This window comes from Lachnospira hominis (ex Hitch et al. 2025) (assembly GCF_040096395.1).
Classification (GTDB): domain Bacteria; phylum Bacillota; class Clostridia; order Lachnospirales; family Lachnospiraceae; genus Lachnospira; species Lachnospira hominis.
Window position 1 is genome coordinate 90,224 of the sequence record NZ_JBBMES010000004.1, and the last position, 25,766, is coordinate 115,989.

General features: G+C 36.0%; 30 protein-coding genes. 2 read left to right on the forward strand and 28 right to left on the reverse strand.

The features are described 5' to 3' along the window. The 5 genes from WMO38_RS05465 to WMO38_RS05485 form a co-directional block, all read right to left on the reverse strand. Window positions 1-570 (reverse strand): hypothetical protein, encoded by a 570-nt coding sequence (locus tag WMO38_RS05465; RefSeq protein ID WP_349161830.1) that lies wholly within the window; start codon window positions 568-570, stop codon window positions 1-3. After that, window positions 548-2,509 (reverse strand): YgiQ family radical SAM protein, encoded by a 1,962-nt coding sequence (locus WMO38_RS05470; RefSeq protein WP_349161831.1) that lies wholly within the window; start codon window positions 2,507-2,509, stop codon window positions 548-550. The genes WMO38_RS05465 and WMO38_RS05470 overlap by 23 nt, the downstream gene beginning before the upstream one ends. Window positions 2,510-2,557: 48 nt before the next feature. Next, entirely contained in the window at window positions 2,558-3,289 is a 732-nt protein-coding gene (locus WMO38_RS05475) for a pseudouridine synthase (protein WP_349161832.1), read from the reverse strand. Next, window positions 3,280-4,686, reverse strand: coding sequence for an RsmF rRNA methyltransferase first C-terminal domain-containing protein (locus WMO38_RS05480; RefSeq protein ID WP_349161833.1), 1,407 nt, complete (start codon window positions 4,684-4,686; stop codon window positions 3,280-3,282). Before WMO38_RS05480 ends, WMO38_RS05475 begins: the two co-directional genes overlap by 10 nt. A gap of 72 nt (window positions 4,687-4,758) precedes the next feature. Beyond that, window positions 4,759-5,607 (reverse strand): M23 family metallopeptidase, encoded by an 849-nt coding sequence (locus WMO38_RS05485; protein WP_349161834.1) that lies wholly within the window; start codon window positions 5,605-5,607, stop codon window positions 4,759-4,761. A gap of 603 nt (window positions 5,608-6,210) precedes the next feature. Between WMO38_RS05485 and WMO38_RS05490 the strand changes: the two genes are divergently transcribed. Beyond that, the gene (locus WMO38_RS05490) at window positions 6,211-6,579 is read left to right on the forward strand and encodes a hypothetical protein (RefSeq protein ID WP_349161835.1); all 369 of its coding nucleotides are present in this window, start codon (window positions 6,211-6,213) and stop codon (window positions 6,577-6,579) included. Between the two features lie 92 nt (window positions 6,580-6,671). Here the strand turns inward: WMO38_RS05490 and WMO38_RS05495 are convergent, their stop codons facing one another. The 6 genes from WMO38_RS05495 to der are packed head-to-tail and all read right to left on the reverse strand — an operon-like array spanning window position 6,672 to window position 11,389. Then, window positions 6,672-7,322: an ATP synthase subunit B family protein gene (locus WMO38_RS05495; RefSeq protein WP_243204299.1), complete on the reverse strand. Its 651-nt coding sequence runs from the start codon at window positions 7,320-7,322 to the stop codon at window positions 6,672-6,674. Window positions 7,323-7,333: 11 nt separating this feature from the next. Then, on the reverse strand, window positions 7,334-7,822 hold the full coding sequence (gene coaD / locus WMO38_RS05500) for a pantetheine-phosphate adenylyltransferase (protein WP_021866732.1): 489 nt from the start codon (window positions 7,820-7,822) through the stop codon (window positions 7,334-7,336). A 1-nt stretch (window position 7,823) separates the two neighbouring features. Beyond that, window positions 7,824-8,378, reverse strand: coding sequence for a 16S rRNA (guanine(966)-N(2))-methyltransferase RsmD (gene rsmD, locus WMO38_RS05505; protein ID WP_186836902.1), 555 nt, complete (start codon window positions 8,376-8,378; stop codon window positions 7,824-7,826). Window positions 8,379-8,382: 4 nt separating this feature from the next. Then, window positions 8,383-9,393 carry an NAD(P)H-dependent glycerol-3-phosphate dehydrogenase gene (locus tag WMO38_RS05510; RefSeq protein WP_186836901.1) on the reverse strand — a complete coding sequence of 337 codons (1,011 nt, stop codon included), beginning with the start codon at window positions 9,391-9,393 and terminating at the stop codon, window positions 8,383-8,385. Further along, entirely contained in the window at window positions 9,393-10,064 is a 672-nt protein-coding gene (plsY, locus tag WMO38_RS05515) for a glycerol-3-phosphate 1-O-acyltransferase PlsY (RefSeq protein WP_021866735.1), read from the reverse strand. Before plsY ends, WMO38_RS05510 begins: the two co-directional genes overlap by 1 nt. After that, window positions 10,064-11,389, reverse strand: coding sequence for a ribosome biogenesis GTPase Der (gene der, locus WMO38_RS05520; RefSeq protein ID WP_186836900.1), 1,326 nt, complete (start codon window positions 11,387-11,389; stop codon window positions 10,064-10,066). Before der ends, plsY begins: the two co-directional genes overlap by 1 nt. 133 nt (window positions 11,390-11,522) lie before the next feature. On the opposite strand from der, the gene WMO38_RS05525 reads away from it, so the two are divergent. Continuing rightward, window positions 11,523-12,347, forward strand: coding sequence for a hypothetical protein (locus WMO38_RS05525; RefSeq protein ID WP_349161836.1), 825 nt, complete (start codon window positions 11,523-11,525; stop codon window positions 12,345-12,347). 184 nt (window positions 12,348-12,531) lie between these two features. On the opposite strand, the gene WMO38_RS05530 is transcribed toward WMO38_RS05525, so the two are convergent. The 17 genes from WMO38_RS05530 to WMO38_RS05610 all read right to left on the reverse strand — a co-directional run bounded on the left by WMO38_RS05530 (window position 12,532) and on the right by WMO38_RS05610 (window position 25,681). Beyond that, complete coding sequence (locus WMO38_RS05530) at window positions 12,532-13,227, reverse strand: GTP pyrophosphokinase (RefSeq protein WP_349161837.1); 696 nt, start codon at window positions 13,225-13,227, stop codon at window positions 12,532-12,534. A 24-nt stretch (window positions 13,228-13,251) separates the two neighbouring features. Then, on the reverse strand, window positions 13,252-14,277 hold the full coding sequence (gene pgeF, locus WMO38_RS05535) for a peptidoglycan editing factor PgeF (protein WP_349161838.1): 1,026 nt from the start codon (window positions 14,275-14,277) through the stop codon (window positions 13,252-13,254). Then, the gene (locus WMO38_RS05540) at window positions 14,267-14,611 is read right to left on the reverse strand and encodes a YraN family protein (RefSeq protein WP_349161839.1); all 345 of its coding nucleotides are present in this window, start codon (window positions 14,609-14,611) and stop codon (window positions 14,267-14,269) included. Before WMO38_RS05540 ends, pgeF begins: the two co-directional genes overlap by 11 nt. Next, window positions 14,608-14,919, reverse strand: a complete 312-nt coding sequence (locus WMO38_RS05545; RefSeq protein ID WP_021866741.1) for an EscU/YscU/HrcU family type III secretion system export apparatus switch protein — start codon at window positions 14,917-14,919, stop codon at window positions 14,608-14,610. Before WMO38_RS05545 ends, WMO38_RS05540 begins: the two co-directional genes overlap by 4 nt. Before the next feature lie 78 nt (window positions 14,920-14,997). Then, complete coding sequence (fliK, locus tag WMO38_RS05550) at window positions 14,998-16,611, reverse strand: flagellar hook-length control protein FliK (RefSeq protein ID WP_349161840.1); 1,614 nt, start codon at window positions 16,609-16,611, stop codon at window positions 14,998-15,000. Window positions 16,612-16,632: 21 nt separating this feature from the next. Beyond that, a complete protein-coding gene (rnhB, locus tag WMO38_RS05555; protein ID WP_021866743.1) occupies window positions 16,633-17,292 on the reverse strand; it encodes a ribonuclease HII in 660 nt (219 codons plus the stop codon). After that, window positions 17,292-18,143: a ribosome biogenesis GTPase YlqF gene (gene ylqF, locus WMO38_RS05560; protein ID WP_349161841.1), complete on the reverse strand. Its 852-nt coding sequence runs from the start codon at window positions 18,141-18,143 to the stop codon at window positions 17,292-17,294. Before ylqF ends, rnhB begins: the two co-directional genes overlap by 1 nt. A 21-nt stretch (window positions 18,144-18,164) precedes the next feature. Continuing rightward, window positions 18,165-18,728 carry a signal peptidase I gene (gene lepB / locus WMO38_RS05565; protein ID WP_349161842.1) on the reverse strand — a complete coding sequence of 188 codons (564 nt, stop codon included), beginning with the start codon at window positions 18,726-18,728 and terminating at the stop codon, window positions 18,165-18,167. Window positions 18,729-18,960: 232 nt separating this feature from the next. Continuing rightward, a complete protein-coding gene (gene rplS / locus WMO38_RS05570; RefSeq protein ID WP_021866746.1) occupies window positions 18,961-19,308 on the reverse strand; it encodes a 50S ribosomal protein L19 in 348 nt (115 codons plus the stop codon). Window positions 19,309-19,520: 212 nt separating this feature from the next. Beyond that, a complete protein-coding gene (locus tag WMO38_RS05575) occupies window positions 19,521-19,964 on the reverse strand; it encodes a DUF4234 domain-containing protein (protein ID WP_186836896.1) in 444 nt (147 codons plus the stop codon). A 141-nt stretch (window positions 19,965-20,105) separates the two neighbouring features. Then, on the reverse strand, window positions 20,106-20,621 hold the full coding sequence (rimM, locus tag WMO38_RS05580; RefSeq protein ID WP_021866748.1) for a ribosome maturation factor RimM: 516 nt from the start codon (window positions 20,619-20,621) through the stop codon (window positions 20,106-20,108). Between the two features lie 148 nt (window positions 20,622-20,769). Then, entirely contained in the window at window positions 20,770-21,000 is a 231-nt protein-coding gene (locus tag WMO38_RS05585) for a KH domain-containing protein (protein ID WP_021866749.1), read from the reverse strand. A gap of 21 nt (window positions 21,001-21,021) precedes the next feature. Then, complete coding sequence (gene rpsP, locus WMO38_RS05590; RefSeq protein WP_021866750.1) at window positions 21,022-21,267, reverse strand: 30S ribosomal protein S16; 246 nt, start codon at window positions 21,265-21,267, stop codon at window positions 21,022-21,024. A 76-nt stretch (window positions 21,268-21,343) separates the two neighbouring features. Continuing rightward, the gene (ffh, locus tag WMO38_RS05595) at window positions 21,344-22,699 is read right to left on the reverse strand and encodes a signal recognition particle protein (protein ID WP_021866751.1); all 1,356 of its coding nucleotides are present in this window, start codon (window positions 22,697-22,699) and stop codon (window positions 21,344-21,346) included. A 38-nt stretch (window positions 22,700-22,737) separates the two neighbouring features. Beyond that, window positions 22,738-23,088 carry a YlxM family DNA-binding protein gene (ylxM, locus tag WMO38_RS05600; RefSeq protein ID WP_349161843.1) on the reverse strand — a complete coding sequence of 117 codons (351 nt, stop codon included), beginning with the start codon at window positions 23,086-23,088 and terminating at the stop codon, window positions 22,738-22,740. Window positions 23,089-23,196: 108 nt separating this feature from the next. Beyond that, complete coding sequence (locus tag WMO38_RS05605; RefSeq protein ID WP_349161844.1) at window positions 23,197-24,417, reverse strand: GNAT family N-acetyltransferase; 1,221 nt, start codon at window positions 24,415-24,417, stop codon at window positions 23,197-23,199. 25 nt (window positions 24,418-24,442) lie between these two features. Continuing rightward, a complete protein-coding gene (locus WMO38_RS05610; protein ID WP_349161845.1) occupies window positions 24,443-25,681 on the reverse strand; it encodes an AI-2E family transporter in 1,239 nt (412 codons plus the stop codon). Window positions 25,682-25,766: the final 85 nt, after the last annotated feature.

Sequence of the window (25,766 nt, forward strand, 5' to 3'; positions counted from 1 at the left end):
CTAAATACACATTGACAACAAAGAATGTGCATTCTTTTCTATATTCATATTTGGTGTACTGTCATCTTTTGATAATGCAAGTGTTGATACCCTTGATAAAAATGATTTTTCGTCATTATAAAGCGTCACATTGACATTTCTTGAGTCGTTTGCCATAAAATCTTTAAGACTTGTCTCAAAAAGCTTTTTATCAGCATTTTTTTCATTTGTAAGTGCAATTACAGCTGCATCAGAAACTACTACTGCCTGAGTTCCTATAGGTTTTTTGCTGTTTGAAAATATCAAATCGTAATATACGCCAAGACTTCCAGACTTTGATTCTACTTTTTCTTTTAATTCATTATCAGCCGGTTTGTGAGGCAGAACAACAAAATATGCAACTGCCATTTTTGCTGCCGGAAGAACAAGCACAATCGCTGCAACTGTAAATATATTTGCTCTTGTTTTGTATACAATAAAACCAATAATAAGAACTGCTGCCACAACAGCAAATGAAACTATCATTTTTATGAGATTTAATTTTTTTCGGTAATTAAGATAACCAAATTCACCTTTTTCTTTTCCTGCCATGTAATCCATTCTCCTTCTTTTCGTCTTTTACAAATTTAGCATTTTTTGTACTTTTCGTCTTTTTTGCGTTATTTATATTTCTTGTATTTTTAACATCAGCAGACTTTCTTTTATTTGATTCGCCATGCTTTTCATTTTTAAGAAGTCTTGGCGGAATAAGGCAATTTTTGTCAAATCCAATTAAATCTGTTCTGTTATTTTTTATGAGAGCCTCTTTTACAAGGTCATAATTCTCAGGATTTTTATATTGTATCAACGCACGCTGCATGGCTTTTTCGTGATATGACACAGGTGTGTATACAGGCTCCATCGTTCTTGGGTCAACACCTGTATAATACATGCATGTTGACAATGTCGATGGTGTGGGGTAAAAATCCTGTACCTGCTGCGGCATGTATCCTAAGTCTCTTATGTATTCAGCAAGTTCAATAGCTTCTTTCATAGTTGAACCCGGATGTGATGACATAAGATACGGAACGACAAACTGTTCTTTTCCTGTCTTTGCATTAATTCTCTGATAACGCTTTATAAATGCCTGATAAACTGTGTTTGCCGGTTTTCCCATATATTTTAATACATTTTCGCTTATATGTTCAGGTGCCACACGCAGCTGTCCGCTTATGTGATAATTACAGAGTTCTGATAAAAAAGTATCGTCAGAATCTGCCATGCAGTAATCAAAACGTATTCCCGAGCGTATAAATACTTTCTTTACTCCAGGAACAGCTCTTAGCTTTCTTAACAGGCTTATGTAATCCTTGTGGTCAACCGTAAGATTTTTACAAGGTGACGGGTAAAGACACTGCCTGTTTGTGCATACACCTTTTGTCAGCTGTTTCTGGCATGAAGGGTGACGGAAATTAGCAGTCGGTCCTCCGACGTCATGGATATATCCTTTAAAATCTTTATCCTTTGTCATGCACACAGCCTCATTTATAATTGATTCGTGGCTTCTTGTCTGCACGATTCGTCCCTGATGAAATGTCAATGCACAAAATGAGCATCCGCCAAAACATCCCCTGTTGCTTGTTATACTGAACTTTATTTCTGATAATGCCGGAATTCCGCCCTGTTTTTCATACATAGGATGATAATTACGCATGTAAGGAAGAGCATATACATCATCCATCTCCATGGTTGTAAGCGGTTCTGCCGGTGGATTCTGTACTACGAAGCATTTATTTTTGTATTTCTCAACAAGTGTTTTTGCTGTAAATGCGTCTGTATTTTCATGCTGGATTTTAAAGCTTTTTGCATATGAAATCTTATCTGATGAAACCTCATCATAATCCGGCAGTTCAATATAATCATACAGACTGTCAGTATCTTTTGCTTTATATACAGTGCCTTTGACATATGTTATGTCTGATACGTCCATGCCGCTGTCAAGTGCATCTGCCACTTCAACAACAGATTTTTCGCCCATTCCATATAATAGTAAATCCGCACCGGAATCTATAAGTATTGAATGTTTTACTTTATCTGACCAGTAATCATAATGTGCAAGTCTTCTGAGCGAACTCTCTATTCCGCCTATTATAATCGGAACATCTTTATAAGTCTGTTTTATGAGATTACAGTAAACTATTGTTGCATAATCAGGACGCATTCCCATTTTGCCACCCGGTGAATAAGCATCCGTGTGGCGTCTTTTTTTATTAACAGTATAGTGGTTTACCATTGAATCCATATTTCCGGCTGTGACAAGAAATCCGAGACGCGGTTTCCCAAGCAATGTTATGCTGTCTTTATCTTTCCAGTCCGGCTGTGGTATTATACCAACTTTGTATCCAAAAGATTCTAAAACCCTGCTTATTATTGCATGTCCAAATGATGAGTGGTCCACATATGCATCACCTGTTATATATACAAAATCGCACTGTTCCCAGCCTCTTTTTTCCACATCTGACCGGCTTACCGGCAGAAAATCCTTAATCATATTAATTCTCCATTCCGTAACTTCCAATGAATGTATTCATCTGTTTTTTCAGTTACAGTTATATAATTCATCTATCTCTTTTTGTGTCAAAGTTCTGTATTCTCCCGGGTTTAACGTTTCGTCAAGCACAAGGCTTCCCATTCTTAATCTTTTAAGATATAAAACTTCACTTCCTACAGCTTCAAACATTCTTTTTATCTGGTGAAACTTTCCTTCATGGATTGTTATTATTACATCTGTGTAATTATCTTTATCATTATATCCATTAAGTTCAAGTTTCGCCGGAAGTGCCGTAAATTCATCATCAACATGCAGTCCGTCCGCAAACAGCTTTATAGCCTCTTCCTTTATGCGTCCTGCTGCCCTGGCATAATATGTCTTATCAACATGCTTTTTTGGTGCAAGCAGATTATGTGCAAGCTCTCCATCATTGGTTATAAGCAAAAGACCTTCTGTATCTTTATCAAGTCGTCCGACCGGAAAAAGATCTTTTCTTTTCACATTCATCAGATCAAGCACAGTCTTTGCATTTTTGTCCATTGTAGCTGTTAGCACACCAGACGGCTTATTAAGCATATAATATTCCATTGTTACATAGCTTATCATTCTGCCATCCAGAAATACTTTCTGTGTCATTATATCTACTTTCTGTTCAGGCTTTTTTACAGTTATTTCATCTACCTGCACACGGCCTTTTCGTATATATTCTTTGACTTCACTTCTTGTTCCGGCTTTCATGTCCGCAAGATATTTATCAAGCCTTATCAAACTCATTGCCATCTCCATCCCGCAAGATATTTATTTTTTAATGAACCATTTTTGAACTTTCCCCAGCCGAGAGGATATCCGTCAACGCAGAAAAGATTCCATCCGTCTCCTGTTTTTCCGTCAAATTCCGGCAGATCAAGTGTTTCACCTTTTAAATATTTGATTACACGCTCATCTGATGCAGGAAGATTTATAACATCAGGATAATCTGACATTTTTAAAACCATTGCAAGTGCCTGGCTTGGCTCAAAGCGGTTCTTTTTTAATTCTCCCAGCAAAAGCCCTGTTCTCATAATTCTCAGGCCTTTCTGGCCAGGCATATAAGGAGAGCAAAGATAAACATAATTATCCTTTATCATAATATTATCTTTTGCATTTTCTATATCAAAATTGACAGTGTCTTTATTTAATTTTCCAAGAAAATCTTCAAGTTCCGTGGCTAACTTCGTATTTTTCTGCTTATGTATTATGCCATGACCCTTAAATGGAGTTTCGCCGTCACTTTTCTTTTCAAACAATGCAACAAAATGTCCTTCTCCCTCCATTTTATGCGGAAAAATCCTTACAGTTTTCTCAAGATGCATATTTTTAAGCTCGTCATCATATGTAAAGCCACTTGAAAATCCATCATAATGCTTTATGTCTATAAGGTGCATATCAGGTCTGTTGATAAGAAGGTGACGAACCGTTTCTTCATCTTCAAGTTTTGAAAATGTACATGTTGAATAAAGCATCTTGCCACCCGGCTTTAACATATCTGCTCCTGTAAGAATTATATCACGTTGTATCTTTGCATAGAATTCCGGACCAGTTTTTTCCCAGCTCTTTATAAGCTTATTGTCTTTTCTGAACATTCCCTCACCGGAACATGGTGCATCTATAAGAATTTTATCAAAAAATTCATTAAACCCAGGCTGTATATTTTTCGGGTCTTCACTTACAACATATACGTTAGGAATACCAAACACCTCAACATTTTTAAGAAGTGCCTTTGCTCTTGAATTGCTTATATCATTAGTCACTAAGAGTCCGCTTCCGTTAAGCTTTGCTCCAAGCTCAGTAGACTTGCCGCCGGGTGCCGCACACATGTCAAATACTATATCGCCCTCCTCGACAGGGAGAACATTGGCAGGTGTCATTGCACTCGGTTCCTGGATGTAATAAAGTCCTGCAAAATAATACGGATGTTTCGCAGGCTTATCATCCTCACTGTAATAAAATCCATTTTCAATCCATGGAATCGGAGTAAGTTTAAACGGACTTATTTTAAGAAAATCCTCGACTGATATTTTCATTGTATTTACTCGCAATCCGTAAAGACGGCTGTCATTGAAACTTTCTATATATGCATCAAAATCCGTGCCCAGAAGTTCTTTCATATTTTCAAGATATTGTTCAGGTAAATTCATATATTTCTCCCGTTTTTATATTATTAAATTTTTGTCTTATTAAAAATTCTTTTATATTTTATTGTAACATATTTAATATTGATAATACAGTATTTTGTTGCTTATGTTCTTCAAAAGATAATACGGATTTAATGCAGTCTCTTTTCCATCTACATAAATATATATCCCAAAATGAAGATGCACATTAAATTTTCCGACTGTCCCCTCAACTTTACTGTATCCCGAATCTCCCATATATCCGATAAGCTGACCCTTTCGTATCTTAGTGCCCTCTGCCATATTATCTGCATAAGAATCAAGATGTGCATAATAATAATAAATTCCGTTATCTGATGTAATTCCTATACGCCACCCGCCAAGTTCAAGCCAGCCTAAGTTTGTCACTGTCCCGCCGCTTGCAGCGATAACCGGCATCACTCCGCGTTTATTTTCTTCTGACATTATATCACACCCCTCATGTGTCCGCTTCCCTCCGTATGTACGCTCATTTCCCCATGAATCCTCGTATTCCACCCATGTTTTTCTCGTCTTTGACCGTGCTACAGGAAAATACTCCATATCAATAATCAGCGAGTCAATTACATTTGTGTAAAATTCAAATTCTTCTCCGTTAAAATGCATCAGCCTGTTTTTATTTCTCACACACACTCTCTTATCAAGCTTATCCAAAATATCATCATTAACGCTATAGTTATTCATCATAAGTGCAATAAGAATAATCTCACCTTTACTCATTCCAAGCCTTTGTGCATTCCTGTCCGCACTATCGGGTGTAATATCAAGCTGAAGTGATGTAAACGCTTCATTCTCCACCTTCAGATTTAACAAAACATAATTATTGTCTGTAACAAATCTTAACTCGAGATTAATGATTATTGAACTTACAAGAATTAAAATTATAAGCTTTTTGGCATGTTTCATTTTTATTTCGCATATTTTTTATTAATTATTTATGCGGCAGATGTACATTAAATGAATTTAAAAAATAAAAAAATATATTTTTTCTTATTAACAGTAACTGTTTTTCTTTTATTTATCATATTTCCGAAAATTGCATTTAACGGAGCTTTAACAGGACTTAAATTATGGGCTTTAACTATTCTTCCAGGACTTTTTCCGGCAGCAGCCGTCTCATCCTGCATTATGGCATTTTCTCATAGATACAGCGAAAAAAAAGGAATTATATACATATATATCACACTCGCCGGACTTGTCTGCGGTTATCCTCTCGGTGCGATACTTGCCTCTGAATATTGCAGACATCATAAATACAAAGATACACTATGTGAAATGCTTATGCCATTCTGCAATGTATCCAGTCCGTCATTTATAATTAATTACATATTTTTGCAGCTTCCGCAGACATCCGGCAAATTTAAAATTTTAATATGCATTTATGCTCCTCTTTTTTTATGTATTCTGGGCACTGCTTTTTATTATATTTGCATCCATGACAAAAGCCCTTTACCTTTGCATATTTCCGGTATGCCTGACAATCGTAAAAATCCACGATCCTGTTTAAGCATGGCAGACATCATTGATGATGCCATTCTTAACACCGCCAAAAACATGATTAAACTCGGCGGATATATCGTAATATTTTCATGTATATCAGCATACATAAATGTAATACCGTTTAAAAACGACATTGTTCCTGCGGTAATCTGCGGCATTACCGAAATTACCAACGGAATATATATGGCAGGAAAAATCAATGCAGATAAAAAATTAATCACTGCATTTATTATTTTAATTAATTCTTTCGGAGGGTTCTCCACAATCATGCAGACTATGGGTATGATTAACGGAAGCGGATTATCAATCAGAAAATATATTTACGGAAAAATACTGTGCACATTCATAACAGGTGTTTTTTGCATAGTCATTCTTTAAATAATAAACAATTTCGGAGAATACAAGACTATTCATCCCATATTCTCCGAAAATACAATCACATTAAATAAATTAAATTTATAATCTTAATATTACTGATTTGACATTGGAACATCAACATCAAATCTGTCAGCTTTATCACCAGCAGACTCCAATGCCGGCTGGGAATCTTTTTGTTCACTGTCTGTCTCATCATCATCCGAATTACTTGCATTAAGCTCATTACGGTTATTATTTACAACTGCGAGGACATTCTCAAGGTCCGATATTAAAGAATTATATTTTTCTTTATTATCTTTTATTGAATGTTCAATTATGTACTGAAGCTTTGAAAGCATATCATCTGTATATGCAACCGCACCCATTCTTATGCTGTTAGCATCTTCTGTCGCATTGTCAAGAATAGACTGGGCCTGTGCAGTAGCCTGTTCAATAAGCTGGTTTGCCTGTGCATACGCTCTTTGCATAATCTCATGCTCATTGATAAGTTCTTCTGTCTGAACCTTGGCAGCATCAAGAATAGCATCTGCCTGCTCTTTTGCATCATTTAAAATTGCTTCTTTATTATTAATTATCTTCTGATATTTCTTAATTTCTTCCGGTGTTTTTAAACGAAGCTCTGCAAGCATATCTTCTAACTGGTCTTTATCTACTATTATTTTTGTGTTAGAAAATGGCTGAAATTTACAGTCATCAAGATAAGCCTCTATATCACTTATTACCTGTTCTATTCTACTCATCATGTATATCCCCTTTATTTATTTTTTATATGGTATTTTTCATATACTAAATCTACAACCTGTGCAGGCACAAATTTACTTATGTCACCACCATATTGTGCCATCTCTTTAACAATGCTCGAACTAAGATAAGCATACTTGAGGCTTGTATTTAAAAAGATTGTGTCAACATCAGGATTAGCCACTCTGTTAGTCTGTGACATTGCAAGCTCGTATTCAAAATCTGTAACAGCACGAAGTCCCCTTATTATAACCTGAACATTATGCTTCCTTGCAAAATCAACCAAAAGCCCGGAAAAACTCAAGACCTCAACATTAGGTATATCAGCCGTGACCTCTTTTATCATATTAACACGTTCGTCCACGGAAAACAATGGCGTTTTTGAACTATTATTAAGGACACCAACTATAAGGTGATCCGCAAGTGAGGCTGACCTCTTAATAATATCTAAATGTCCAAATGTCACCGGGTCAAAACTTCCGGGATAAATAGCAGTTTTCATTTTATTCTCCAATCCTTAAAAAAACATGCTTGTTTGTTTTATATCTTTTTTCTTTGTATATTTCATAACCAAGTTCAGATACATATGATAAATCTGTATCAAGTGCCTCCTCAATTATGATTATTGTGTATTTATCAATAATATCGCCGTTCTTTAATGCCACAAGGACATCTCTTTCCTGTCCTGTTTTATAAGGTGCATCCATAAATACTATATCAAAAACACCTTTCCCGGCAAGTCTGCTTATTCCCGATAACACATCCTGTTCCATTACAACAGCCTTATCGGAAAGCTTTGTAAATTTGAGATTATCTTTTATACATTCAACACACTGTTTTGAATGTTCCACAAATACAGCAGCTTTGGCACCACGGCTCAAAGCTTCTATTCCTATAGCTCCGCTTCCTGCAAATAAATCAAGAAATCTTGATGCATATACATCTGTCTGAAGCATATTAAAAAGTGTCTCTTTTATTCTGTCTGTTGTTGGTCTTGTATCCATTCCATCAACAGTCTTTAAAGGAAGACTTCTTGCTGTTCCTGCAATAACTCTCAATATATTACCTCCAATCGCTGTCTGCCAGCTCAATCTTTTTATCACGAAGCATAAGCTCTTTTACAGCCTCTGACGGCTTTTTATCATCAAACAAAACAGCATTGACCTGTTCAACTATAGGCATCTCAACATTATATTTTTCTGCAAGCTTATGTGCCGCTTTCGCAGCATAAACGCCCTCAACAACCATCTGTACTTCTGCCATTGCTTCATCTTTTGTATAACCTTTTCCGATAAGAATACCGGCACGTCTGTTACGGCTGTGCATACTTGCACATGTTACAATAAGGTCGCCAATTCCAGTAAGGCCTGTAAATGTCATCGGGTCTGCACCCATGGCAATTCCAAGTCTTGCAATCTCTGTTATTCCTCTCGTTATAAGTGCAGCTTTTGTATTATCTCCATAGCCAAGGCCATCAGCAATACCGGCAGCAAGTGCTATAACGTTCTTTAATGCACCACCAATGCATATTCCAAGCATATCAGGACTTGTGTATACACGGAACACATCATTCATAAATATATTCTGAAGATATTCAGCATCTTCTTTTTTATGCGTGCCGATTACACATGTTGTAGGAATCATTCTACCCACTTCCTCAGCATGGCTCGGTCCTGAAAGAACCGCTGCCGTACACTGCGGTATTTCCTGCTCGACAACCTGACAGAGCGTCATCAGCGTATCCTCTTCAATTCCTTTGCCTACATTGACAATATACTGTCCTTTTTTTACATAAGGTGCAAAAAGCTTTGCCGTTGACCTTGTGTAAGGAGACGCAACCGCAAGAACGATAACATCCGATTTTTCAACAACATATTCTGTATCAGCAGAAAATTCAATATTTTCAGGAATATGGACACCCGGAAGACACTTTTTATTTTCACGCTCTTTTGCAAGCAGTTCTACCTCATCAGGAAATACTGACCATACATTTACATGATGTCCGTTGTTATTAAGCAGAATAGCAAGGGCAAGCCCCCAGCTTCCTGCACCCATTATAGTAACTTCAGCCATTATTTTACTTCCTCCGTTCTCTTCTGTCCGACTTTACGCTCGGTTCCGTTGATAAGACGCTTAATATTGCCTCTATGCTGTATAAATCCAAGAAGTGTAATTATAAATACTACTCCGTAACATTCATACAGTACACTTCCTGAAAGTGGAAGCCAGCCGACACAGCCCCATATTACGAATTCAACAAACCACATGCCGATTCCCATAAGTGAACCGAGTGATACATACTTTGAAAAATACGTAACAAGACCGAATGTCAATGCTCCAAGTACAGCAAATGCCCAGCAGTGTGTAGGATAAAATAAAAGTCCGAGTACAATTCCCGATGTCGCAGCAATTCCCTTTCCTCCCTTAAAATTAAGGTAAAATGGGAAATTATGTCCAAGCACAACGCCAAGTCCGCCATACATCATCAGAAGAAGCTCATTACCATTCTTATTGCCAAATACAAAATGAATTATAGCCATACACATAATTGGCTTTAATGCATCAAAAAGATATGTTGTCATACCGGCTTTTTTGCCAAGTGTTCTCATAACATTAGTTGTTCCGGCATTACCGCTTCCATATTTTCTTATATCAATATGCTTAAATCTTCCATACCAGTAGCCGGCCTGGATTATTGAGCCTAAAAGATAGCCGGTTACAAGACAAATCACACGTTCTAACATCAGTCTTTCTCCTTGCGTTCCCTGTTAATAAATCTTATTGAAGTTCCCCTGAAGCCAAATGCCTCACGAATCTTATTTTCAATATATCTTGTATACGAAAAATGAGTAAGCTGCTTATCATTTACAAACATTACAAATGTAGGCGGTTTTACAGACACCTGTGTAATATAATAAATTCTTAAACGCTTTCCTTTATCTGAAGGTGGCTGCTGCATAGCAACTGCTTCTGTAAGTATTTCATTAAGCACACCTGTAGGCACACGCATGTTCTGGCTGTCAATAATCTCATCAATAAGCTCATAAATCTTATTGAGACGCTGTCCTGTGAGTGCTGAAATAAAAAGAATCTCTGCATAAGGCATAAATGAAAGCGTATCTTTTATTTTATTAGTATATTCATATATCGTCTTATCATTCTTTTCGATTGCATCCCATTTGTTCACGGCAACAATTATACCTTTGCCGCGTTCATGTGCAATACCGGCAATCTTTGCATCCTGCTCTGTAACGCCTTCTATCGCATCAATTACAATAATAACAATGTCAGCACGCTCAACAGCCGCTACAGTACGTATAATACTGTATCTTTCAATTTCTTCTTTTATCTTGTTTTTACGGCGTAATCCCGCTGTATCAATAAATACATACTCTTTGTTATTATACTTTATCGTTGTATCAATAGCATCTCTTGTAGTACCGGCAATATCGGAAACAATAACCCTGTTTTTACCGACAAGTTTATTTACAATTGATGACTTACCTACGTTAGGTTTGCCTACTATAGCAATCTTAGGTCTGTCATCTTCCTCATCGCCATCTGAATCTTCAGGAAAATGCTTAATTACTTCATCAAGCATATCTCCAATTCCCAGCTTTGAAACAGCAGAAACCGGAATCGGGTCGCCGATGCCAAGATTATAAAATTCATATACATCCGGCATGAACTTATCGAAATTATCAACTTTATTTACAACAAGTATTACCGGCTTATGAGAACGGCGGAGCATATCAGCAACTTTGGCATCTGAATCAACAAGCCCCTGACGCACATCAGTAAGGAATATGATTACATCAGCTGTCTCAATAGCTATCTCAGCCTGCTCACGCATCTGCGAAAGAATAATATCATTAGTTTCAGGTTCAATACCGCCTGTATCAATAAGTGTGAACGACCTGTCAAGCCATGTCACATCTGCATAAATACGGTCCCTTGTAACACCGGGTGTATCTTTTACAATAGAAATCTGCTGTCCCGCAAGGTCATTAAATAATGTTGATTTTCCAACATTTGGTCTGCCGACAACAGCTACAATAGGTTTGCTCATCTATAGCCTCCATTAACAAATTTACAAAAAATTAATAAACATAATCTAATATATAATAGCAGTTAAATTGTATTTTGTAAAGTTATGTGATATTGTTATAGACGTGTTAATATTTATTGGAGGTACATTTTTAATGTTAAAAAATACATCACGATTCAAAAAATTGTGTAAATCGGCAGCAGCCGTCTTAATCGGACTGCAGCTTGCCATCACATCACTTGTTCCTGTAATGGCAGAAGACATTTCTCTTTCCGACACTTCAAAAGCATCGACTTACAAAATTGCCGACCTTGATGTCGCTGTAACAGTTTCGGACGACCTTGTCTGTTTCACACAGAATGTTACATCTAACAATTCTTATCTTGACCTTATCGGTGCAGATGACGTAGAACAGCTTCGTGCACTTATGAAAGTTAATAATATTTATCTTGAAATCATACCAAAGCAGAATGTTACATATGAAATACTTTTAAGCGGAAAAGACGCTCCTTCCGGTGTAGAATCACTTAACGATTTAAGCAATGATGAGTTACAAAGCAGTTTCAAATCATATGTCGAATCAAGAGACAACACAAAAAATGAGATTGTCACGGAAAACATTACCAATTCATATATTGATAAAATCAACGGTGTTACATACTTTGTAACAGATGTAACTTCAATTGCCAATAATGATGTAACTGTTTATCTCAGAAAATATTATACAATCATGCGTGGCAAGGCAATTTCATTTTCGCTCCAGACAAACCAGTCAGTGCTTACAGACAACATGAAAACAGAACTTGAAAATATAGTAAAAACAGCCGAATATAAAAACATCAAAAAATCAATATTTGACAATCCAATTTATTCAGAAATAATGACAACTGTTCTTTCATTGCTTCTTCCTATCGCAATTCTTGCACTTATAGTATTTTTTATAACTAATAGTGCCAAAAGAAAAAAGAAAAAACATTGATTTTTAAAATTCATTATTCACATAACTATGAGAAACACGCTCCGCGAGTTTCTCAAGTTATCGCGGCAGTCGCCAAGGTCTCGTGCAAGCACGGACTTTGGCTCGTTACACGCGTAAATAAAACAAAGCTGCTGCTTAACACAATCTATCGTTAAGCGGCAGCTTTTAAGTTTTTTATAAATGTTTATTCATTAAACTTATGTATATCTTCCCTGATTTCCTGCATCCGTACATCTGTATGATAAATATTTTCAGCACATTCTGTAAGCTGTTTTACTATTTCAGGCATATCATCATTATCAAACTGTTTATAATGCATCTGATGTTCGAGACTTGCCCAGAAGTTCATGGCAATCGTTCTTATCTGGACTTCAACTTTCATATATTCTTTTCCTGACGATAAGAAAATAGGAATAATTACTACATAATGGAGACTTCTGTAACCGTTCGGCTTTGGATTTTTGATATAATCTTTTACTTCCATAACCTCCACGTCGTCCTGTGATATAAGCATGCGTGCAACATCATAAATATCACTTATAAACGGACAAACAACACGGATTCCCGCAACATCATTAAGATTGTCTGCTATCGACTGTATTGAAATAGGATGATTCCTTCTTTTAAGTTTCTCATATATGCTCAAAGGCGATTTGATTCTTGAACGTATGCTGTCAATCGGATTACGCTGGCGTTTTGTCTTAAATTCATCATTTAATATTTCAAGCTTTGTCTGCACTTCCCTTATCGCACATCTGTACATCATCATAAGCTCCTCAAATTTCACACTATTCTCAACGAATTTGACGAACTGCTCCTTTGTAATAATATTTTCAGGCATTATTTCCTCAGTATCATTTAAAAGTTCTAATTCATTCATGGTTATCCTCCGGGTATTAATATATTAGTTAATTATTTTTATAAAATTACACATTATTCCTCGTTTTCCGCTGCTTGCACGATGTGAAAACAAAATATCGCTGTTATCGCTTGTGCATACATCAGACAGGTAAATGTTTTCCGGTCTGACACCTGCGTTAATCAGATTAATATAATCAGCCCCTGACAAGTTAAGAAGATATTTTCCAGGTTTATTTTCCGGCTGAATTATAAGTTCACATTCGCTCTGGCTATAGTTTTTTCTGAATTCATTTATTGTATCCTGTGACACTTCATAGCAGTCACCACATATTCCCGGACCGATAAATGCAATTATATCGCACGGATTGCTTCCAAACTTATCTGTCATCATATTTATGGCATTCTTAACAATATTGCTGACTGTTCCACGCCATCCGGCATGAACTGATGCTATGCAGCGTGATTTTTCATCTGCCATGACAACAGGGATACAATCCGCAAACGATGTCACAAGCGTAAGTTCCTTCGTACCAGTGACAAGACCGTCTATATTATCATAATTCCTGTCTTTCACTATTCCCATTCCACGATTACTGTCATCAACATACAAAACATTATTGGTATGTGTCTGTTTTGAATAAACCATATCTTCAACAGGCGTATTAATCACTTTACCCATACGCCTGAAATTTTCCATAACATTATCACGCAAATCAGCTTCATAACTTCCGACTTTATTAAATGTCAGATTCATGCTCTTAAACATTCCACTGCTTACGCCTCCCAGTCTCGTTGAAAAACACTGGCTGACAAATGAGGACTTTTCAAAAGGTGCAAACTTAATATGAGGCACAGGTTCATTGTACAAATGTATTGTGTCAATATAATTCGACTCTTTAATATCTGCCATGCCATATGTTTTAAAAATATTATAAAAAAGGCGTTCATTATCTTTTCTTACAATACGCCCAAAATTATTACTGTTCATTATAACCCCTGTATTGTTTTTATTATAATCTTTTCCCACATCCAATGTGTCACAGGCAGCCCTGTCAGCTTTAAAATGCATTCTTTATAATCTGCGGATTTCCGGCATCAAAAGCCACAACATCAAATCTGCATTGAGTATCTGCAATATTATGTGTATACAGATAATACTGTGCAACGCGTCTTATAATCTGCTGCTTTGCCTGTGTTACAGCCGAAGCCGCAAAGCCATATCTGCTTGTTTTTCTATACTTTACTTCTATAAAACAAAGTGTATCTTCCGCTTTTGCTATTATATCAATCTCACCGATACGGCATCTGAAATTAGTCTCCAATATCTCATATCCTGATTTTTTAAGATAATCGGAAGCCGCATGTTCCCACTTTGAACCCAGTTTTCTATTATTTATACTCAATGTTTAACTTTTCCCCTTATTCTGTCGCATTCATCGACAAAGACAAGAATCTCTGCTACAACACCATATAATTCCGGCGGTATCATATCACCGATTTCAAGCTTTGAAAGCGTATTTGCAAGCTTGCTGTCCTGATAAACAGGTACATCATTCTCTTTAGCCTTGTCAATAATCTTATCTGCAATAATTCCTCTTCCTGATGCAATAATCTTTGGTGCTTCCTCATCAGGATTATATTGAAGGGCAACTGAAATTTTAGGTTTATCATCTTTTTCTTTTTTATTTTCAAAAAAATTTTGTCCGTTCAATTTACATCTCCTATTTTATACCATGTTAAAAACATATCAATAAATAAAGTATAACAATTTATAAATATTTTATAAGAATTATGCCTTTACATCAAAAACATACTGCGATGTCTTATTTTTCGGTATATCTTTATCAACAAAATCATTTACAAAATCAAAATCTTTTTGTTCGCTGTTGAGCTTCATTTCAAATGTTGTATTATACCCTAGTGCTTTTAATCTCGCATTTAATTTATCTATATTAGAATATACGAAATCAAGCAGTTCTTCGCTCTCAAGGCAGAAATTTGTCGAGACATTTTTCTTGTTAAGTCGGACAAATACATCAACAGGTCCGAGATTTTCCATATCAAGATGAAGAAGTGCACTCACATTGTCTGTTCCCTGTGCAAGTGCTTTTTTATTTGTAAATACATATAATTCACCATTTGCATCGCTCTGGGAAAAACGAAGCGGCATCTGGAAATATGTCATATTTTTATTAAGGTCATTCATAAAATCAATATTACTTTTTATTGATTCCATGCTCTTTGAGATGTTTCCTGCCTTATCGGATAGTTCCGAATTTTCCGACATTTTTTCCATAACATTTTTTATACGTTTATAATAATTTTTAATTCCATCCGGATTAGCAACATCAGAAGGATTAAGCTTGAGTGTCTCATTAGTCATCTCTTTTATAAGCCTGCCCAAAAAATCACTCCCAATATTTTTAAGCAGTGTCTGTCCACTTCTGTCATTTTTTATTATATCTGCCAATCCTGATATAACATCATGTATTGACGCCTGATTATTATTCAATTTATCCAGAAGCTGTTTTACAGATGAACTGTCAGTCTGGCTTCCGGCTGCCTCTTTTATTATATCTTTAAGTCTATTAATTGTGTCATTATCAAACACATCTGATATATTAGTGCTTTCAGTTTTATTTCCATCATAAAGTATTTCTGTCAGATTATCAAATAATGAAGCTGACTTTTGTGCTGACTGTGCATCACCACTATCTGAAATCATTGAATTGAAAAGCTGTGAAAATCCATCTTCCATAGTATTAATATCAGACAGCACACTGTGTTCATAACTTTTATATGCTTCAAACTGTGTAATATTTTCCTGTGTAACAGGTATCTGAAGCCGCATAAGATTAGCAATAGTGGCATCTGATGTATCAGGAAATTCAAGAACTGTTTTTGCAAGTTCACCAAGCGTCTTTGCATCAATTGGCATATTAAGTGAGAGCAGCGTCTTTACAAGACCTGCATTTTCTTCATTATTATCAAGGCCCGCCGCCTCAAGTGCTTTTGATATAATTACATTTTCCTGCTGTTTCGTTCCAAGCAGCTTTACAGTAATTCCATCAGAGCTTTGTCCATCAACTATAAATGTCTGAATCTGACCATTTGCAAGTCCTTTCGCCGATTCAGCAAGTTTTGCATTGATAAGGCTGCCGTTTGTAAGCTGCAATAATGCGTTGCCATCTGACACATTAACAATCTGTCCGGAAAATGTATCTCCTTTAAGCATATTTTTAAGCATGGCAATTCCTGCTTCATCAGCTGTTTTTTGTATAGTTCCTGATATATTTTGTGCTCCTGACGTATTGCCGGCATTTTCTGCTGACTGGGCTTCTTTATTATTTACCGGAGAAACCTCATTTACTGCAGAAAACAATGAAGAAAGATTAACTGGCATATCTGCTCCTGACTATTTTTATTATGGGACAAATTTTGTGATAAATGTCCTTCTGTGAATAGGTGACGCACCAAACTGTTCAAGTGCCTGTATATGCTGTTTTGTTCCATATCCCTTATGTTTTGCAAATCCATATTCCGGATATTTCTTATCATATTCTTCCATAATTCTGTCCCTTGTGACTTTTGCAAGCACACTTGCGGCAGCAATACTGATACTTTTCGCATCTCCTTTTATAATAGGAACCTGTTTAATATCAACCTTTGGAATTGTAACAGCATCATTTAATAATATATCGGGTGACGGATTGAGATTATTAATGGCACTCCTCATAGCTTCATAAGTTGCCTGCAAAATATTAATCTCATCAATTCTTGCAGCGTCTATTATTCCAATTCCATATGTAACGGCTTCTTCTTTTATTATATCAAATAATTCATTTCTTCTCTTTTCGCTGAGTTTTTTTGAATCATTAATATATAAAATACGGCAGTCTTTTGGAAGTATCACAGCCCCGGCAACAACGGGACCTGCAAGAGGACCTCTTCCGGCTTCGTCTATTCCGCATATATATGAATACACACCATATTCTTTTTCATATTCGCACATCTGCTCAACCCTCGCCTTTTCAGCCTCAAGCTTCAAAGCACGCTTCATGGCAGATTCTTCTTTTTTAGTCATTATATCTCTTCTCCCGGTTTTTCAAGTGTTATCCTGCCTATGCGTCCGCTTCTGAAATCATCAAGTATTATTCCGGCAAGCTTTTCATAATCAGTCATGGCACCTCTTTTAAGACATCCCCTTTTAGCGGCTATTGCATCCATAATTTCAAGCGTTTCCTCATCTTCATCAATACCATATCTTTCTGACAGATTACCGCTGTAATTATTTTTCAAAAATGTCACAGCCTCAAACGCAAGGTCTTCAATATTAATTACCTCATCATTCATTGAGCCGATAAGTGCTAGATTTCTTCCTACAAGCTCACTGTCAAACTTTGGCCATAAAATACCCGGAGTATCAAGAAGTTCAACTGTTTTGCTTAACTTTATCCATTGCTTTCCTTTTGTCACACCCGGTTTGTTGCCCGTCTTTGCACACGCCCTGCCTGCATATGCATTGATAAATGTCGATTTCCCGACATTCGGAATACCAACAACCATAGCTCTTACAGGACGGTTCATTATACCTTTCTTTTTGTCACGCTCAATCTTTTCATGGCATGCTCTTTCGATTGCTGAATTCATCTGCTTAATTCCGGCTCCGCTCCTTGAATTAAGTTTCAGACACAAAACTCCTTTTTGTGCAAAATAATCAATCCATTGCTGGTTTAACCTCTCATCAGACAAATCTGACTTATTAAGAAGTATTAACCTGGCCTTATTTTTTGCAAGATTATCTATATCCGGATTGCGGCTTGACATAGGAATTCGTGCATCAACAACCTCTATCACAAGGTCAATAAGCTTGATATTTTCCTCCATCATTCGTCTTGCTTTTGTCATGTGACCGGGATACCATTGATAATTCATAAATTCTATTCTCCTATTCTATCATTTTACAAAGCCAAGTCTTTTAACAGGGCCGACAATTGCCCACACAGAACCTGTTATATTCTTTTCTTTTACTATTCCGACTCCCGCAAATCTGCTGTCTTCACTGTTATTTCTGTTATCTCCAAGCAGAAAATACTCATCTTTTCCCAATGTGATCTCATTGGCTGCAAGTCCGGCTGTAAGTATTGTATCTGTAAAAACATCATCTTTTAACTGTTCACCATTTATATATACATGTCCATCTTTTATCTGTATCTTCTCACCCGGAAGACCGATAACACGTTTGACATAAACTTTACTCGAATTTGAACCCGGCAATTTGAATGCAGCTACACTGTATCTTTTTGGTTTTGTAAATGAATATGCAAACCTGTTTATAAGCACAGTATCCTCATTTTCTATCACAGGCTGCATGGAACCGCCTGAAATAATTGTTCTGTCACACATAAATGTGACTATAACATAAGCTGACATAATAACCATAATTATATTAACAATCATCTTGCATACAGACTGTAGTCTTGTATTTTCCTGATATCTTCTTTGAAAAAGTGTAGACATAAAACTAACTCCGCTTTCCAGATGTCTGCGACATCTTTTGTATACTTAATTTTGAAAATATGATTAACACGCTATGCGAATTTCCCATGTAATTTCATATAGATTATATTTTACTACAAATCATCAAAAATGAAAAGAAAAAGAGACTGCGTTCCAACGATTTTTATTCGTCAAAACCACAGTCCCTTAAATGTCATTGATTATGAAAAACACGTTTCACGGATTTTCCAAATTATCTAACTAATTCTTTAACCTTAGCAGACTTACCTGTTCTCTCACGTAAGTAGTTAAGTTTAGCACGTCTTACTTTACCACGTCTTACAACATCAACCTTCTCTACGATAGGTGAATGTAATGGCCATGTCTTTTCAACGCCAACACCGTTAGAAATCTTTCTTACAGTAAATGTAGCACGTACGCCTGTACCCTGCTTCTTTAATACTGTACCTTCAAATACCTGTGTTCTTTCACGGTTACCTTCTTTAATCTTAGCTGATACTCTTACTGTATCACCTACGTTAAACTGAGGTACTTCAGCTTTCATCTGAGCATCTTCGATGTTCTTAATAATATTATTCATGTGTGACCTCCTTAAATTTGGATGTTCTTAATACAATCTATGTAACAGAGGACCATCTCTTTTTCTCACAACCATAACAGTCTAGCATATCATTAAGCAAAATGCAAGCATAAATTGAAATTAAATATCAAAATAACTTCAACCATGCCTGCATTTAATTTAGAATTTAAACAAAAATAATTTTCAAAAAGTAAGTTATACAAATTTTTTAATTACATTGGACCATTGCCATTATTTGTAGGACCATTGTAACCACCATTCATCGGACCATTGTAACCGCCAAAACCGCCGCCATTCATATTCATGTCATAATCAGCAATCTTGTTAAGCGAATCCTGAGTGAGTATGTATACAACAATATACAAACCAAAAATAGCAAGAATGAGATATAACACATTGCTGTTGCTTGAAGGAATTCCTCTTGCATTCTTTGCATTATCAATTCTCTCACCCTGCTTGTAAGCCCAATAATATCCATAAATGTTACATGTTACAAGTGTAAGCAGAAATGCTACTCCGCCGCTTGCACCATTAATGTCACCTGAAACATTCTTAGTATCATCTGTCATAACGATGAACCAGTAAATTCCATAGATACCACATGTGACAATTGTAAGAATTATGCTTACTGCAAGATTTCTTTTGTTAATAGGCATTCTAAAACCCTCCCTGTTTCCATATTTTTCAGACATTTTTCTCAAAATGTCTGACTTCTACTTTTATAGAATACATGGAAAAGAACCTTTTGTCAATCAAAATATAAAAAAAGTATAAATTTTTATAAATTTCATATATTTTTAATTCAAATCCATAAGTCCCGGAAGCATATGAACTGTAACTGTTTTCTCTTCAAGATTGTGGTCAAGTATACACTGGTCTATCACCGGAATAAGTATTGTCTTACCATTATCAGCAGTAACTTCATATACATTATTTGCTCCCGTTTCAAGGACATCTGTAAGTTTGCCGATATGCTCTCCCTCATCAGTTATCACATCAAGCCCAATCAGGTCACATATAAAGTATTCTCCCGGCTCACATTTAACAGCATTTTCCCTTGTGACACACAAATCTTTTTTTACATACTGCTCTATATCATTTATATTATCAAACTCTTTAAACTTGAGTATTACATACTGTTTAAAAAACTTCACTGAGGCAATTTCAACATTCACATTTTCACGTCTGCCACATATCACAGCTTTTTTCAATTTTTTAAAACGCATTGGATCATCTGTTGTAGGGAAAACTTTTACCTCTCCCCTGATGCCATGTGTTGAAGTAATAACGCCGACGCGTAATAAATCTTCCATAATTCTCCATTCCGGCTGATATTCCGTATTAACAGCGGCTTCAGCATCAATTTGATAATTTTATATAGCAAAAATGCCTTTGAAACTCATAAACAGATTATCTGTTTTTTAAGTTCAAAGACATCTCTATTAAATAAATAAGCTCAATTTAGTTATCGATTTCAACAACAACTTTTTTGTCAGTTTTTGTTGCCGCTGCCGAAACAACTGTTCTTATAGACTTGGCAATTCTTCCTGATTTGCCAATAACTTTCCCCATATCAGAAGAAGCTACTTTTAAATCAACAATTATGGCTTTGTCTTTCTCTGTCTCAGTTACAACAACTTCGTCCGGATTGTCAACTAGTGCCTTAGCAATAATTTCAACTAATTCTTTCATAGAAAAACACCTCCACTAGTCTTATTTTTCAATACCAGCCATCTTGAAAAGCTTACCAACAACCTCTGTAGGCTGAGCTCCGTTTGCTAACCACTTCTTAGCGGCTTCAGCATCAATGCTGAGCTTGCAAGGATCATAGTTAGGATCATAAGTACCGATCTGATCGATAAATCTACCGTTTCTTGGAGATCTTGAATCTGCAACGATAATTCTATAGAAAGGAGACTTCTTCTCACCTAATCTCTTTAATCTAATCTTAACTGCCATGTAACTTTCACCTCCTAATTTAATTTTTCGTGTCCTGTAAATAACACATATCTATATTGACTGTATAACAGTCATGTTAAAAAGGTAGTTTAAAACGTCCCTTCTTAGCACCTTTCATCATGCCCGGCATCTGCTTCATCATCTTTTTCATCTGGTCAAACTGTTTAACCAGTTTGTTGACTTCGCTTATATCAACACCGGCACCTCGAGCAATTCTATTCTTTCTTGAAGGATTAAGAATATCCGGATTGCTTCTTTCCTTTGCCGTCATAGAGTAAATAATCGACTCTGTACGTTTAAGATTAGCTTCCGCATCTTCCGTTGCTCCTGCATCAAGCCCTTTCATTTTACCGCCAAGTCCCATGCCAGGCAACATATTTAATATGGAACCTATACCGCCCATATTACGAATCTGTCCCATATATTCAAGGAAATCATTGAAATCAAATTCAGCTTTCTTGAACTTCTGCTCCATTTCCTTAGCTTTGTCAGCATCAATCTGGGCTTCAGCCTTTTCAATAAGCGTAAGCACATCACCCATTCCAAGAATTCTTGATGCCATTCTGTCCGGGTAAAACTGTTCAAGATCTGAAAGTTTTTCACCCATACCAACATAAAGGATAGGCTTTCCTGTGACAGCCTTAATTGAAAGTGCTGCACCACCTCTGGTATCACCATCAAGCTTTGTGAGGATGACGCCATCAATTCCAACCTTTTCGTTGAATGAAGAAGCAACATTAACCGCATCCTGACCTGTCATTGAATCTACAACAAGTATTGTCTGGTCAACTTTAACTTCTTCTTTTATTTTTATAAGCTCAGTCATCATATCCTCATCTATATGAAGACGACCAGCTGTATCTAAAATAACAATATTAAAATTGTTATTCTTAGCATGTGAAACTGCCGCTTTGGCTATATCAACCGGATTGTTGCCTGTTCCCATTGAAAACACTTCAACGCCCTGCTTTTCTCCGTTGATTTTTAACTGTTCAACAGCAGCCGGTCTGTAAACATCGCAGGCTGCAAGAAGAGGCTTTTTCCCTTTTGCTTTAAACTTACCTGCAAGTTTGGCTGTCGTTGTTGTTTTACCTGCACCCTGAAGACCCGCCATCATTATGACAGTTATCTCATTACCCGGTTTCAACGCTATCTGTGTTGTCTCGGAACCCATGAGCGCAACCATTTCTTCATTAACAATCTTAATTACCATCTGTCCGGGTGTAAGACTCTGCATAACATCCTGACCTATGGCACGCTCTTCAACCGACTTGACAAACTGCTTTACAACTTTAAAGTTTACATCAGCTTCAAGCAAAGCCATCTTTACTTCTTTCAGAGCTGCTTTTACATCAGCTTCAGACAGACGGCCTTTACCGCGAAGATTTTTAAATATATTCTGAAGTTTATCTGATAAGCTGTCAAATGCCATAAATCCTCACTTCTGTCTGATTAAGACTTAAACGAATATCAAAAATTATCGAGTATATCTTTTGCGATAAGCTGTATACTCCTTATGTTATCAAGACTGCCATTATTACTTTTAATAAACTCATCTGATAACTGTTCAATCTCATGCACCTTTTCTTTTGTCTCTATAAACTTAGATACAAGATGCAGCTTTTCTTCATAACCATTCAGTGTATTATTAACACGCTTGATTAAATCATGAACTCCCTGCCTTGAGATACCATACTCATCAGCAACCTCGCTTAATGACAAATCATCAAAAACAATATCCTGATAAATTCCTCTCTGGTGTTCATTAAGAAGCTCACCATAAAAATCATATAAAAGCGTCTGTTCTACAAACTTTTCCATAGCAGCACCACTCTCATAAAATTTGAAACCTTGAGAATAATATCATAACCAGGCATGCGTGTCAAGTATTTTTACTTGACAAAATTAAAAAAATTTACAGCATAAAATTTAAATATAATCTGAAATATATGGTATTTCATGCATTAAAACATTATCGAGTGTCTCAACAGCAGCCCTCGGTGCATCTATCCTTTCAAGTTTCCATAGCTGCATTGCGGATTTATATCCTATAAGAAGTGTTGTAAGCGATGCAATGTCAAGTTTTATATGATATTCTGCTTTCTGCTCGGTTATAAAACATCTTCCTTTGCTAAACAATACATTAATACTCTTATTATTCCATGACAAAAAATCATCATGGATATCAAGTTCTATGCAAACATCTTTTTCCGACGGTTTACAACTGTACTGGAGAAGAAACTTATCAATATCTATAATTCTTCCCATTATGTACGGACGTATTGATTCTTTAATATTGCCATCAGCCATCTCAAAAGCAATCGGTTCATTATAATATGTATTGCCTTTTACTTCATTTATCATGGACTGATGTGCACGTATAAAACGCCAGAGACCATTCTGTGCTTCCCTGTTTAAGAAAATCATCTCTTTTATGTACATAACATTTTCTTTTATAAGATAAACCATATATCCCTGTGGCTTTTTATGACTATTATAATAAACAGCTACAACTGTATCATCCTCATCCCATCGCCAGTATTCCTCCCATGCAAGGCTGTTACGGTAAAGGCATCCGTGTGTTTTTGCCGCAAACTGCTGGTGAAGATTAATAAAATCCGTATTTTCCCATGTGACACGACGTACATATCCGGGAATATCATCAATCTTTGGTATCTGATTATTCTTTATTATATAAGAAATCTTATTAGAAATAATCTCCCATCCAAACTTACGATACAATGGTATAGAATAAGGATATAAAAGTGCCATTGACTGACCTCTTTTTCTCATATGGCTCAGGCTCTTGTGCATAAGCGTAGCCATAATACCCTGTCCTGAATACTCTGGATATGTACATACACTCGTTATAAAGCCGACATGATATAACTGATGATAAATATTCATATCAAGCGGATATACAGCAAATTGTGATATTAACGAATCATTATCAAAACACCCCACAACATCAGCTCTCTGCAAAACAGGAAACTTTGACTGCTTAATCTCGTCATTTTCCCAGCCAACTTCGGTAAGTTCCTGTTCTGTAACCTGAAATGCATATCTTAAAAGTGCATTATATGCATCTAAATCTTTTGTTGTAAGCGAACGTATTGTGTAATCTTTAATATTATTTTTTAAATGTTTCATAAAATATGTATCATAACTCCTTATATTATTGATGAGTCTTTTTCTTTTTTGGAAAATCATTCTCATAATCAACACTCATCTGTGTCTGTTCATTCTTATCAAGCCCCTTAAATACCAGCTTTTTAATCCAGTGATACATAATGGCAAACATCGGAACTCCAAGAAGCATACCTGCAAATCCCCATATATCTCCAAACAGGAATATGGAAAAAAGCACCCATATACTTGAAATTCCTGTTGTATCACCTATAATCTTAGGACCTAAAATATTACCATCTATCTGCTGTAATATAAAGTCAAAAATCACAAAGAAAATGCACTGCATGGGATTAACCATAAGTATGAGAAGTGCTGATAAAAACAACCCGATATACCATCCAAAAAATGGTATTACATTAAAAATCCCAACTATTACAGCAACAAGTGTTTCACTCATCATGACTTTTCCCGGATTAATCCATCTGAAAATCATCATGCCGGCATAACAAATAAGTGAAACCACTACTGCATCAAGAATCTTTCCATTGATAAACCCACCGAAAACGCGGTCACAATATCTTGCCTCTTCCATTACAGTGTCAGCCTTTTCTTTTTTTAATATACTATACACGATAAGTTCTGCCTGCCGTGCAAATTTTTTTCTTGAAAGCAGCAGATATACAGCAACTATAAAACCTATAAATATATTAAGAAGCACACCGAGCAGATTAATTACACCTGACGAAATCCCGGTTGCCACTTTCTCAACAGAATCAAGAAGTCCGTTTGAAAGCCAGTCCTCAAGCATCGTATATGCCTTATCAATCACCTGTTGCGAATATTGAAGCAATTGTTCATTAGAGCTAAGCGAATGATTAAGCCATCCTATAAGCTTATCTGCACTTGATGGCAGAATCTGAACGAGTCTTACAACACTGTCAATCAGCTGTGGAATAACAATCATAAGTACAAGATAAATTGCAATAACCGCAATAATCATTCCTGCAAATACACTTAATGTCCTTGATATTTTTTCCTTAGTCTGTTCGTTCTTCATCTTTGAAAATAATTTATCAAACAAAACTTCAAGCTTATTACACAAAGGACAAATTATATATGCCAATACTGCACCAATTATAAATGGCATCATAGTTTTTACAATATGCCCGATAACACTCTTTATCGCATCTATCTTATATAAAACAAAAAACAGCACAATAGACAAAGCAAATGCAAGAAACAAGCTTCCGGCAAGATATAAATACTTTTTAAACGTATCTTTCATATTAAATAATTCCTCACATATTCTATAAATAGTCAATTCATCCCCCACTATTTCTAAAACTATATTAATGATACAACATAACATA